At 35.0% G+C, this 11,820-nt stretch carries 11 protein-coding genes; 5 read left to right on the top strand and 6 right to left on the bottom strand.

The genetic code is table 11. The annotated features are described in order from the left end of the window. Positions 1-27 precede the first annotated feature (27 nt). The 4 genes from EHE21_RS14820 to EHE21_RS14805 form a co-directional block, all read right to left on the bottom strand. Entirely contained in the window at positions 28-957 is a 930-nt protein-coding gene (locus EHE21_RS14820; protein WP_194951090.1) for a Dyp-type peroxidase, read from the bottom strand. A gap of 190 nt (positions 958-1,147) precedes the next feature. Further along, positions 1,148-1,726: a YebB family permuted papain-like enzyme gene (locus EHE21_RS14815; RefSeq protein ID WP_194952682.1), complete on the bottom strand. Its 579-nt coding sequence runs from the start codon at positions 1,724-1,726 to the stop codon at positions 1,148-1,150. A gap of 226 nt (positions 1,727-1,952) precedes the next feature. Further along, complete coding sequence (locus EHE21_RS14810; protein WP_194951089.1) at positions 1,953-2,777, bottom strand: VanW family protein; 825 nt, start codon at positions 2,775-2,777, stop codon at positions 1,953-1,955. A 120-nt stretch (positions 2,778-2,897) separates the two neighbouring features. Then, positions 2,898-3,812, bottom strand: a complete 915-nt coding sequence (locus EHE21_RS14805; RefSeq protein WP_194951088.1) for a LysR family transcriptional regulator — start codon at positions 3,810-3,812, stop codon at positions 2,898-2,900. 109 nt (positions 3,813-3,921) lie between these two features. Between EHE21_RS14805 and EHE21_RS14800 the strand changes: the two genes are divergently transcribed. Continuing rightward, positions 3,922-5,415 carry an SLC13 family permease gene (locus EHE21_RS14800; protein WP_098942054.1) on the top strand — a complete coding sequence of 498 codons (1,494 nt, stop codon included), beginning with the start codon at positions 3,922-3,924 and terminating at the stop codon, positions 5,413-5,415. Between the two features lie 22 nt (positions 5,416-5,437). Beyond that, positions 5,438-6,043: a histidine phosphatase family protein gene (locus EHE21_RS14795; protein ID WP_075674356.1), complete on the top strand. Its 606-nt coding sequence runs from the start codon at positions 5,438-5,440 to the stop codon at positions 6,041-6,043. Between the two features lie 132 nt (positions 6,044-6,175). On the opposite strand, the gene EHE21_RS14790 is transcribed toward EHE21_RS14795, so the two are convergent. Then, positions 6,176-7,648, bottom strand: a complete 1,473-nt coding sequence (locus EHE21_RS14790; RefSeq protein WP_109395419.1) for an anion permease — start codon at positions 7,646-7,648, stop codon at positions 6,176-6,178. Between the two features lie 520 nt (positions 7,649-8,168). Here EHE21_RS14790 and EHE21_RS14785 point away from each other — a divergent pair. Further along, entirely contained in the window at positions 8,169-9,074 is a 906-nt protein-coding gene (locus EHE21_RS14785; protein WP_088494750.1) for a LysR substrate-binding domain-containing protein, read from the top strand. A 75-nt stretch (positions 9,075-9,149) separates the two neighbouring features. On the opposite strand, the gene EHE21_RS14780 is transcribed toward EHE21_RS14785, so the two are convergent. Beyond that, the gene (locus tag EHE21_RS14780; protein WP_194951087.1) at positions 9,150-10,022 is read right to left on the bottom strand and encodes a pirin family protein; all 873 of its coding nucleotides are present in this window, start codon (positions 10,020-10,022) and stop codon (positions 9,150-9,152) included. Positions 10,023-10,302: 280 nt separating this feature from the next. Here EHE21_RS14780 and EHE21_RS14775 point away from each other — a divergent pair, with 280 nt between their 5' ends. Continuing rightward, the gene (locus EHE21_RS14775) at positions 10,303-10,980 is read left to right on the top strand and encodes a hydrolase (protein ID WP_088494752.1); all 678 of its coding nucleotides are present in this window, start codon (positions 10,303-10,305) and stop codon (positions 10,978-10,980) included. A 105-nt stretch (positions 10,981-11,085) separates the two neighbouring features. Further along, a complete protein-coding gene (locus EHE21_RS14770) occupies positions 11,086-11,652 on the top strand; it encodes a YceI family protein (RefSeq protein ID WP_088494753.1) in 567 nt (188 codons plus the stop codon). The last annotated feature ends 168 nt before the right edge of the window (positions 11,653-11,820 follow it).

Below are 11,820 nucleotides of genomic sequence, written 5' to 3'. Positions count from 1 at the left end.
GCCCTATATATCTACTTGTAATAGGAATTATGCTAGATCATCCAGAAATTCGGGGGATGGAACAAAGAATAATGTACCCGTTACAGGGGTGCTGAATTTAAGTAATTTATCCGTATGCCCTTCAGGTGTGCCTGCAAACATATTTTCTAACATACGGTTAGTCGTTGAAAAATAACGTGCATAACCAATAAAGTAAGTACCATATTCATTTTTAGATGGATTGGAAAAAGGCATATTGGCTCTGACAATTTTTAAATCTTCACCGTTCTCATCTTGAATATTGGTGACAACATTGTGTGAACCGGGCTCTTTTTCTTCATCGGTTAATTCCACATCATTAAATTTATGTCTACCAATGACTTTTTCTTGTTCGATAAGAGGCTGCTTTTCCCATGCTTCCATATCGTGTATATATTTTTGTACAAAGGCGTAACTGCCACCTGTAAATTCAGGATCTTCATCACCAATTACGGCATAAGAAGCCCGTTCATCTTCATACTCTGGGTTTTCAGTTCCATCGACAAAACCAATAATAGAACGTCCGTCAAAATATCTAAATCCATGAACTTCATCAACAGGCGTAACAATATTCTTTAGCTTTTGGCTGATGATAGATGCTAATTCGTAACAGGCTGAAACTTTGAGCGCTCGAATATGGAAAAAAAGATCGCCCGGAGTAGAAACCGCAGTATAAGTATCACCCTTAATTTCTTTAAAGGTATTTAATTCTTTAGGTTTAGGCTGATTGGGAAATAACACAGTCCATGCATTTGCACCGAATCCCATTACACAGCTTGTTTCCAATTCAGGAAAACGTGTTCTTATACTACGTATCAGGCCAGAAAAATTATTACAAAAATCGATCAGAGTATCGCGGTTTTCAGATGAATGGGTGAGGTTAAAAACTAAAAAATAAGCATTCTCACAGGGTGATTTCGTAACATCTTGGTATTTCATAGTGATCCCTAAATGACGAATAATAGATGAATAGTAATTAAGTTATATTTACAAAACATTGTTTTTTAGTTTTACACCAAAACCCTCTCTATTACAAAGAGAGGGTTTGATTATTATTCGGATTTTTATCAATGAATAATATCGTAAATGCTATTTCTTTCTCTATTCTTTATAACGATAATGCTTTGTATTAATTAATATTTTCATGGCTTTGATAAACTAAAGATAAGTGTGGATGTTGCCATAAACTTGCTGGAGTGACAGTGGTCCTTTCCCAAGGTATTTGCCCAATAAACCATAATTTCCAAAATTGTAATTTGGCATTAGGATTTTTGCTTAATAATTCTTGGAATGTTTCTATTTCACCCACACGAATAGAGAGTGCTGATTTATAAATATCAAAAACAAATTTAGAGCAAAACTGGCGGGAAGAATCGTATTTAAAACCTGTATGGTAAAGCTTATTTAATCTTTCAGGAACTTGTGCAACAAGTGCATTTTTTTGTTCATCAGAGAGTTGTGTTGATAGCCGGCGTATTGCATAACGTTTGCCCGCAGAGCGGTTAATAAATCGAGTTAATGTGGTTGTGGTTGAAAGTGGAACTCGGCTTTCGGCAACTAAATAATCCTCACCATTATGACCAATAATAATGCCAACATGATTACTCCAGCATAAAGAAGCTGAGGAAATTTGACGAAATAAAGAGGTACCAATACACGTAAATACGATATCACCAACTTCTAATTTTTGTGGATAATCAATTTTTATCATCATTATATGACCTATTAAATAGAAACATAATCACCATTTTTTGACCATAATAAGTACATAAGGTTTCTATTTGATAACTCAAGGAGCTTAAGATAAAAAGAACACTCCGATTTAAGGCATTCTTAATTTTAAGAGGGATATCATTATTTATTCAGAATAAGAAGATAAAGTTAGAATATTAAATTAATATTTTAATCGAGTAATAAAGATATATTTAAGTAAATTAACTTAGTTGTTCATCTGAAATATCATATTTCACGATCACACTATTTTCATAAAGTAATTCTGATGTAATTAATTGAGGAAAAGCACCCACATTGTTTTTAGTGTAAATATCTCGCCAAATTTCATTACAGCGATATACATGCTCTCCCTTTTTGATAAAAGAAGAAGACTTCTCATAAATATGATAACGATATTCCCTTGCTTCGCTACAAAGGAGTTCGCCTTCTAACTGATGTTCAGCAACATGTAATCTTATTTGGTAATCATAAGGCGTTGGATTATATAAGACTAAATCTACATAGTTATAAAAAATAGCAGCTCCTGAGCCAAAAGGAAGTACTCGTCCTTCATCAGGAAAGGGATCAAAACTATGATTTGCTTTTTCAATCACTTGTAATTCAGAATGTAGTGCTAACCAATGTATTAAATTACTCGCCTGACAAATTCCACCGCCTACACCTTTTCTTGCTTCACCATAGGAAAGCTGCATACCATCAATAAAGCCTCTTTTATAGCTAGGCTTACCGACTAAATAACAAAAAGAGAAATATTCTCCCGGTTTTATCACTACGCCATCTAACGCTTTTTCAACTAATTTAAGATTCGTTATTTTATTGTATTGTAATTGAATATCACTTTCGCCACGACGACTAATTAATTTAGATGTGTGTTTTAAATAACGGTAAGAAAGCCGTTGTTCTGGTTGAACATCTCTGCTGTATTTTCGGCCTGAAAAGCGCCAACTAAGAGAACGAAATAAACGACGCTGTGCCACTCTCAAAGTATAAAGAATAGGGTGATAAGACGAGAGTGTTCTGCGCATAAAATCCTTTTAAACAATAGCAAATAGAATGAGATAAACGTGAGTATAATAACGATTTAATGAGGATATTGATACGCTGATATCCTTAAAATAATAGGGCTAAGAATTCAGCTAATAAATTTAATTATTAATATCTTTCGTTAAAATTTGAGCTTGAGATTGTAAGATAGATAAAAAATTCTTGGTGGCTGGAGAGATATACTTTTCTTTATGATAAAAGTAGCGAATACCTCGGCTAAACTGAATATCATCAAATGCAATTTCACATAAAAGACCTAATTTTAATTCTTGCATGATAGATAAACGAGATAAAATTGAGATCCCTAAACCGTGAATAACCCCCTGCTTTATTCCTTCTAAGCTATTTATTTCCATCACATTTTTAAGTTCTTTATTATTTTCTTGGATCCTATCTAATAAAAAATCACGGGTAGCAGAGTGCTCGGGTTTGATCAGAAAAACCTCTGATGCGATATCAGAAAATCTGCAATGTTTCTCTTTTGCCAGCCAATGTTCAGGTGAACAAATAAGTACTAAGGGATCGATAAGAAAGGTATCAAGATGATATTCCGTCGGATCTAAATAGATATGATCAGACATGATCAAAAATTCTAATTCTTGGGTATCAAGCTTACGGATAAGTTGTGTTGAGCTTGAAATATCCATGCTTAATTTCACATCGGGATATTGCTCTCTAAACTGCGCCATAATTTGAGGTAATAGATAAACGCCAACAAAATGGCTAGCGCCAAACTTAATTTCACCTTTAGAGGGATCATCAAATTGTCGCATATGCTCAGAAGAGGATTTTACTAAATTAATAATCTGGGTTGCGTACTGCTGATAAACCTTACCTTGGGGGGTTAAATAAAGCCGATTATTGATCCTTTCAAACAACGTTGTTTGCAATTCTTCTTCCAGTTTTCTGATTTTAATACTCACACTGGGTTGAGTGCAGAATAGGCGTTCTGCGGTTTCAGTAACATTAAAACCGTTGGCAAGTAGTAGAAAAGCATCAAGTTGGCTTAAATTCATATTAACACCATAAATTATTTTTATAGTTATAATATATTAATACAATTATCTTTATACCTCAATATTTCTATACTGGACTTCCTACCCTACACATTAAGAGGAATCGGTTATGGAAAAGACTGCGAAGCGAGATGACATCGCTAAACCAGCGCCATCATCACCAAAACAAAACGGTAAGAAAATAACCTTAAAAACAATAGGAATACCTTTAGCTTTATTGGTATTGCTCGTTTTATTTTTTATGCCAACACCAGATGGATTAAGTATTGAAGGGCAAAAAGCCATTGCTATTTTTTGTGCTGCGTTAATTTTATGGGTATGTGGTTCTTTACCCATTTATTTAACCTCAATGCTCGTTATTGTTTTACTTCCAATAACGGGAACTGTCGCAAAAGAGAAAGTGGTTTTCGGTACATTAGGTTATGACGTTATTTGGCTGATGGTTTCTGCATTTGTTTTAACGTCCGCCATGATCAAATCGAATATTGCCAGACGCTTTGCTTTATGGATGATCACCAAATTTGGGCAAACACCCAAAAAAGCGTTATTTGTCCTTATTTTAATTAACTTCAGTTTAGTTTTCTTTGTTCCTTCAACGACTGCACGCGCGACATTAATGGTGCCTATTTGTATGATCTTATTAGAGATACATAAGGCAATTCCCGGAAAAAGTAATTACGGGAAATTAATGATGTTACAAGGTGTACAAGCTGATGCTTTGGCAACATCCGGTGTAATGACGGGTACTGCCGCTAATATTATTGCGGTTGGATTTATCAATTCACAAGCTGGCGGTTCTATTGGTTATATGGATTGGCTAATTGCCTCTTTCCCATTAGCTATTGTTGGTATGACTATCTCCTTTTTTATTGGATTAAAACTATTCTCTTTTAAAGGGGAAGTGGATTTTGAAGGTTCACTAGAGAAATTAAAAAAAGAACGTTCTCAACTTGGTGCATTAACTAAGAATGAGAAAAAAGCCATGTATATCTTTTTAATGGCAGTGTTCTTATGGGCAACCGAAAGCTATCACCAAGATATGTTTGGTTTCAAAATTAGTGTTTATATGACAGCTGTTATTGCTGCCATTCTCTGTCTGATGCCTCGTATTGGCTTATTAACGTGGAATGAAGCCAATATCAAATGGGATCTAATGATATTTGCAGCAGGTGCTTATGCGGCAGGTAATACCTTAGAATCTACAGAAGGCGCACAATGGCTAATTGGTAAGATGGTTTATGGACTTGGGCTAGAAAATATGAGCACTACAATGGTTTATATTGTGGTTGTCTTTATCTGCATGTATAGCCATTTAATTTTTACCAGTAAAACAGTAAAAACAACCATCTTAATTCCAGCCATTATTGCACTTGCTAAAACATTGGGCATGGATCCGGTTACATTGGCATTAGCTGCGTCATTTACACTGACTTATACCATTACCTTACCACCACATTCGAAAGTAAATACTATCTATTTCTCAAGCGGCTACTTTAGTGTGTTAGAGCAAATGAAATATGGATTAATTACCTGCTTTGTCGGTGCGTCGGTAATTTCTATTGCGATATTCACTTGGTTCCAAATTCTTGGATATGGTCTTTAAACCATTAAATTAAGGAATAATAATGAGACTAATTTTATTAAGACACGGTGAAACCTTATGGAATATGGAATCACGCTTACAAGGACATGCTAATTCTTGTTTATCACCAAAAGGCATTAACCAAGCAATGGCGATAAAAGAGAGTATTAAATTGTTATCACCCGCTAGGATTATTACGTCAGATTTAGGGCGAACAGTACAAACCGCAGAAATTGTTGGTCATCCTGAAGCAGTTAAAGAGCCATTATTGCGTGAATTAAATATGGGGGAATGGACGGGGCAGCGAAAACCAGAACTCATAAGACATCATGCAGATAAATACAAAAATTGGCGAGCAGGAACATATACACCACCTAAAGGCGAAAATTGGTTTGATTTTTGTGATCGCATTGGTGCAGCATTACAAGGCTGGGTACATAAAGAAGACAGTGATTTATTAGCGGTTGTGCATAGTGGTGTTATTCGTGCAGCCTGCAAAGTATTCTTAAATCTGTCACCTGAGTTTTTATTACCCGCAACACCGGGCACAATAACGATATTTAATTTTGATCTTAATTCTGATAAAGCACCAAAATTAGAAGCCTATAATATTGGCTCTTATATGCCAGATAAGAATGTTGCTGACTAAGATTAATAAGAAGTGGTTTTCAAATTAATCGTAATATTTTAATTCTATAAAAATATTCAAAAAAACTCCGATATTAAATCAGAGCAAGGGGGCCCCTTGCTCTTTTTTATTTAAAATTAAACTATTAAAACCTTACCAATATCCCAGTACTTTCCACCATACACTACCAAGGGTTATCCAAACGATAAGGTTAACGACACTCATCACAAATCCTGTTTTCCACCATTCGCCCAATGTGGCGTAGCCGGAACCGAAAATAATGGGCGCAGTACCAGTGCCGTAATGTGTTAATGACATCATTAATGAAGATGAGAACGCCAAAATAAGCCCTAATAACATTGGTGGTGCGCCAAGGGCTAAACCAGCCGCATAGAAAGCGGCAAACATGGCGGTAATATGGGCGGTAGTACTGGCAAAGAAATAGTGAGAATAAACATAGATTAGTACCAGTAATATCATGCCACTGACCCAACTTATTCCCATACTATCAATACTTGCCCCTACGCTGAGTGACAACCATTTAATTAATCCTAATTTTCCTAAGAAGGATGCCATCATTACTAATGCAGAGAACCAAACTACGGTATCCCATGCACCTTTGTTTTTTAAAATATCATCCCAATTCAAAACACCTGTACATAATAAAATAGATAAGCCAATAAATGCCGCCGTTGTCGCATTAACGCTAAATCCATCTCCAAATAACAACGCAGGGACTCCTGCCCACATAATTAATAATAAGGCAAAGACGGCAAGGGTTATTTTTTCAGGTAATGAAATAGGCCCTAATTGTGCTAAACGCTCTTTAGCAAAATGAGGTGCATTTGGGGTGCTGGTTATTTCAGGTTTATAAAGTAGATAAATAACAATAGGCATTAAAATTAATGAAACGATGGCGGGCACAAACGCAGCAATTGCCCACATAGACCAACTAAGCTCATGTGTAGGATCAGTTTCACTGATAATTAAACTCACGATAAGTGGGTTAGGAGCTGTTGCCGTAATAAACATGGCAGAAGTAATAGGATTTATATTGTAGTTCACTAAAGAGAGATAACGACCTATTTTACCACTTGTGCCATCTTCTGCTTTAGAGTTAAAACTATCTGATATTGAACGCATAATCGGGTGAATAATTCCACCACCACGCGCGGTATTACTTGGTGTTACAGGGGCTAATATTGTTTCAGCAATAGCCAATGAATAGGCTATTCCAATGGTTTTTTTGCCAAATAGTGAAATAAAATAATAGCCAATTCGAGCGCCGAGTCCGGTTTTATTTAGACTCATAGAGACCATAATGGAGATACCAATTAACCAGATAAGATCATTGGAAAATCCACTTAATGCATCACCGATAGCGGCTTTAGTTGAATTAGGGTTAGTGACACCAGTGACAGCAACTAATGCGATAGCAATAATAGAAACGGCACCGATAGGGAGAGCTTTACCAATAATAGCGGCGATAGTTCCAACAAAGAGTGCTAATAAATGCCAAGCATTGGGGTCAACTCCTTGTGGCACGGGAATAAGAAACCAGATAATAAGGGTAATAGAAACGGCGATTAATGTAGGTATGGGTCGTAATGGAGTTAATTTATTCATCAGGTATTCCATTAGGTTGCAGGTTAAATAAATAATCGGAAGTAAAAAAATAAAGCGAATAAGTATTTTTATTTAAGATGATCTTATTAACATATTATTAAATATTCATTGATTAGTGTCATAAAAATAAAATTATCTATTAACTTAATTTTAAAATAAGAGATTTTATGTAACTCAATGTTATTGAAATATAATGTGACTATTTATCATTTTGTTTTTATTGGTATTTTTTTATTACAACTAAACTTTAATAATAAAAACCAATTCCAATGATAGGTGGAAATAAAATATAATTATGGTATGTGAATTTATCCCATGTCACATTTATAATATTAAATTGATAAGGTTATAACAGATTGTGTTATTATTTTTGGTCATCTTTATTTTATTAACCTATGTGATTATAATGTTATTAACAATAGCTGAATAATAGTAAATAATATTTACAATTACTTTTGCCATAATATCGGTGCCTGAAACAATTCAGCTGAATATTGAAATAACCTAATAGGTGATACGCATGAAGTATGATTTAAATGATCTCTACTATTTTGTGAAAGTCGTTGAGTTTGGCGGTTTTTCTCAAGCAGCAGAAACATTAGGTATACCTAAATCTAAACTAAGTCGTCGTATTGCTGATTTAGAACAGAAACTCAATGTCTCTTTGATTTATCGTTCTACACGTCAATTTCATGTCACCAAAATCGGGCAGACATTTTATCAGCAGTGTAAAAATGTAGTCTCAGAAGCTGAAATTGCAGAAGAAGTTATTTGTTCAGCGCAAGGGCACCCACATGGCACCATTAAACTCTCGTGTCCTGTCGCATTATTGCAAATTTATATTCAAGATATTTTGGTCGATTTTATGGAAAAATATCCGGATATTAATATCCAGATATTAGCTATTAATCGTCCTGTTGATGTAATTAGTGAAGGCCTTGATTTAGCCTTGCGAGTAAGAGCATTACCGCTAGATGATTCAGGTTTAACGATGAAAATTCTAGGTTATTCTCGGCGTGTTCTAGTCGCCAGCCCTTTATTATTTAAAGGACAAGAGATCCCCGATTCGCCAGAACAACTGGCAGACTATCCTATTTTGGCAAATAGCGAACACTCACAACAATATACACTTACTTTAACTCATGAAAATGGTACGGTTTCCACACAACATGTGACTCCGAAATTAGCGACAACCGATGTTATTACACTTTATAAAGCAACACTAAAAGGATTAGGAATAACTCGATTACCACTGAGTGTGGTTGAAAAAGATCTACAAGACGGCTCGTTAATTGAAGTGTTGCCAAGTTGGCGTTTTCCTAAAGATGTTATTCATGCAGTTTATCCGTCAAGAAAAGGGTTATTGCCTGCTATTCAGGTATTGCTGGAATACCTTGCTGATAATATGTCGCCATTGAAAGAGTAAGTGCAATATAAAAACGGCTCCAAATATTAAAGGGAGCCGTTTGATTTTTATTGTTTGTTGCATGAAATAAAAGTGTTATTCGTTAGGAATACGACCAAATTTACCTTGGTTAAAATCATCAATAGCTTGTTTGATTTGAGCTTCGCTATTCATGACAAAAGGGCCATAACCTACAACAGGCTCATTAATAGGCTCACCACTGAGATATAAAACAATCGCATCTTCAATAGCTTCAAGATTAACTGAACCACCTTCATTATCTAAAATTACCAAATCACCTGTTTGTAGTTGAGTTTGATTATCAAGATAAACACTGCCATGTAAAACCACTAAGCCAACATAGCGATCTTTTTTCGTTGGTAATGTGGCCGATTTTGCACTCTTTAATTGAATGTCCCACACGTCAACGGGTGAAAAAGTTTTTGCTGCGCCATGTGTGTCGTGATAATCACCGGCAATAATGCGCATTTGTCCGGCATTATCTGCTAAAGGAAGTACAGGGATCGCGCTTTCTTTTAGCAATTGATAGCCAGCAGGTTCCGATTTAGCCTCAGATGGAAGATTAACCCACAATTGCACCATATCTAACACACCGCCTTCTTTGGTAAATGCATCAGAATGATATTCTTGGTGTAAAATACCTGATGCCGCGGTCATCCATTGCACGTCACCAGGGCCGATTACGCCACCTTCTCCGGTGGAATCATGGTGTGCAACTTCACCTTTATAAACGATAGTGACCGTTTCAAACCCACGATGAGGGTGTTCACCGACACCACGATTATGTCCTTGAGATGCAGGAAAATCAGTAGGGCCTGCTCTATCTAAAAGTAAAAATGGGTTTAAATACTTACCATGATTACCATAACTAAAGAGTGAGCGAACATGAAAACCATCACCAACCCAATGTTGACGAGGCGCTTTATAAATACCTATGATCTTTTTCATAAAATGTTCCTATAAAATTTCTATAGGGCCTATTTTAGAGCGACTAATATATTTAAGTAGTGCCAAAAATAGGTTTCATCATCCTAAAAATAGAACAATAATAAAATGTTTCAGTGTTCTATTTTTAGAATAGTGTTTATCAGAATTGCTACTACCGAGCTTTTAATTAATTGATTATTGTTTATTACAACGAAAGAGAAACAATATAAAAATGTTTTTCTCTAATATTGTTCTTCAATCATGTTAATAATCAACTTTATTAATTAAAAGGAATAAATAAATGAGCACTCCAGCAAATTTTAATGGTCAGCGCCCTGTAATTAATCCAGAAGATGCTGTTATGTTATTAATTGATCACCAAAGTGGTTTATTCCAAACGGTTGGTGATATGCCAATGACTGAATTACGAGCGCGTGCTTCAGTATTAGCAAAAATAGCAACATTAGCTAACATGCCTGTTATTACAACGGCTTCTGTACCACAAGGTCCTAATGGTCCATTAATTCCTGAAATTCACCAAAATGCACCGCATGCGAAATATATTGCACGTAAAGGTGAAATTAATGCTTGGGATAATCCAGAGTTTGTTGAAGCCGTTAAAGCAACAGGCAAAAAGCAATTAATTATTGCCGGTACTATTACGAGTGTTTGTATGGCATTCCCTGCAATTAGTGCCGTTGCTGAAGGTTATCAAGTCTTTGCAGTGATTGATGCATCAGGTACTTACAGTAAAATGGCTGAAGAAATTACCTTAGCTCGCGTCGTTCAAGCGGGTGTAGTACCGATGGATACCGCAGCAGTTGCTTCTGAAATTCAAAAAACATGGAACCGTGCTGATGCAGCAGAATGGGCACAAGCATATACTCAGATTTTCCCTGCTTATCAGCTATTAATTGAAAGTTATAGCAAAGCTCAAGATGTATTAAAAAATAACGAAGTTTTAGATTCTCAGCGTTAATTAATTTTTAACTCTCTTTGTACTTTGTATTCTCTGTGTTTAAAAATGCCTATAAAGTATTTTCTTTATGGGCATTCTTTTATAAAAATATATTAGGAAAATATAATGAAACTTATTTTATCTGCCATCATATCATCATTATTACTTGTGCCAGCAGTACAAGCTAATGAATATAAACTTGAACCAACGCATACTAAAGCCATGTTTTATATTGATCATTTTGGGACTTCAACTAACAGTGGTGGTTTCTATGAAATTGAAGGTGATTTAACCTATTCACCAGAAAACAATATAGGAAAAATAAACGTTTCTATTCCAGTTAAAACATTAAATACGGGTTTAACGGCATTTGATAATCATGTGAAAAGTGCCGATATCTTAGATGCAGATAAATACCCAACAATTCAATTTTCTTCAACAAAATGGTATTTCTCTGATAATAAACCCACATCCATTGAGGGGCTATTAACGATGAAAGGAAAAACATTGCCAGTTAAATTAACAACAACCAAGTTTAATTGTTATGAAAGCCCTGTGTTTAATGCGCCAGTCTGTGGTGGTGATTTTGAAACAACCATTAAACGTTCAGATTGGGGTGTGGACTTTTTAGTTAAAGAAGGGATGGCTGATAATATGACATTAAAAATTCAAGTAGAAGCAATTAAGCAGTAACTTAAGTCATATATTAAATATTCTTTCTATTTTAAAAGCCTTATTAAATACAAGGCTTTTTTGTTATTTGATAAAATAAAATGTAATTAAAAATAAAGGTTAATTTGAAAATTTAAGAAAGAAAAATAGCCTTTTTTTATTTGTTGATAATAATTATTTATTGCTGTA

The organism is Proteus sp. GOKU (assembly GCF_015475555.1).
Lineage (GTDB): Bacteria > Pseudomonadota > Gammaproteobacteria > Enterobacterales > Enterobacteriaceae > Proteus > Proteus mirabilis_B.
Note: the sequence above shows the minus strand (reverse complement) of the source record. Positions and strands in the feature narration are given on the sequence as shown.

Coding starts and splice junctions, on each gene's coding strand:
- EHE21_RS14775 (WP_088494752.1), top strand. CDS start 10,303: ATGAGCACTCCAGCAAATTTTAATGGTCAGCGCCCTGTAATTAATCCA.
- EHE21_RS14810 (WP_194951089.1), bottom strand. CDS start 2,777: ATGCGCAGAACACTCTCGTCTTATCACCCTATTCTTTATACTTTGAGA.
- EHE21_RS14780 (WP_194951087.1), bottom strand. CDS start 10,022: ATGAAAAAGATCATAGGTATTTATAAAGCGCCTCGTCAACATTGGGTT.
- EHE21_RS14800 (WP_098942054.1), top strand. CDS start 3,922: ATGGAAAAGACTGCGAAGCGAGATGACATCGCTAAACCAGCGCCATCA.
- EHE21_RS14790 (WP_109395419.1), bottom strand. CDS start 7,648: ATGAATAAATTAACTCCATTACGACCCATACCTACATTAATCGCCGTT.
- EHE21_RS14795 (WP_075674356.1), top strand. CDS start 5,438: ATGAGACTAATTTTATTAAGACACGGTGAAACCTTATGGAATATGGAA.
- EHE21_RS14785 (WP_088494750.1), top strand. CDS start 8,169: ATGAAGTATGATTTAAATGATCTCTACTATTTTGTGAAAGTCGTTGAG.
- EHE21_RS14820 (WP_194951090.1), bottom strand. CDS start 957: ATGAAATACCAAGATGTTACGAAATCACCCTGTGAGAATGCTTATTTT.
- EHE21_RS14805 (WP_194951088.1), bottom strand. CDS start 3,812: ATGAATTTAAGCCAACTTGATGCTTTTCTACTACTTGCCAACGGTTTT.
- EHE21_RS14770 (WP_088494753.1), top strand. CDS start 11,086: ATGAAACTTATTTTATCTGCCATCATATCATCATTATTACTTGTGCCA.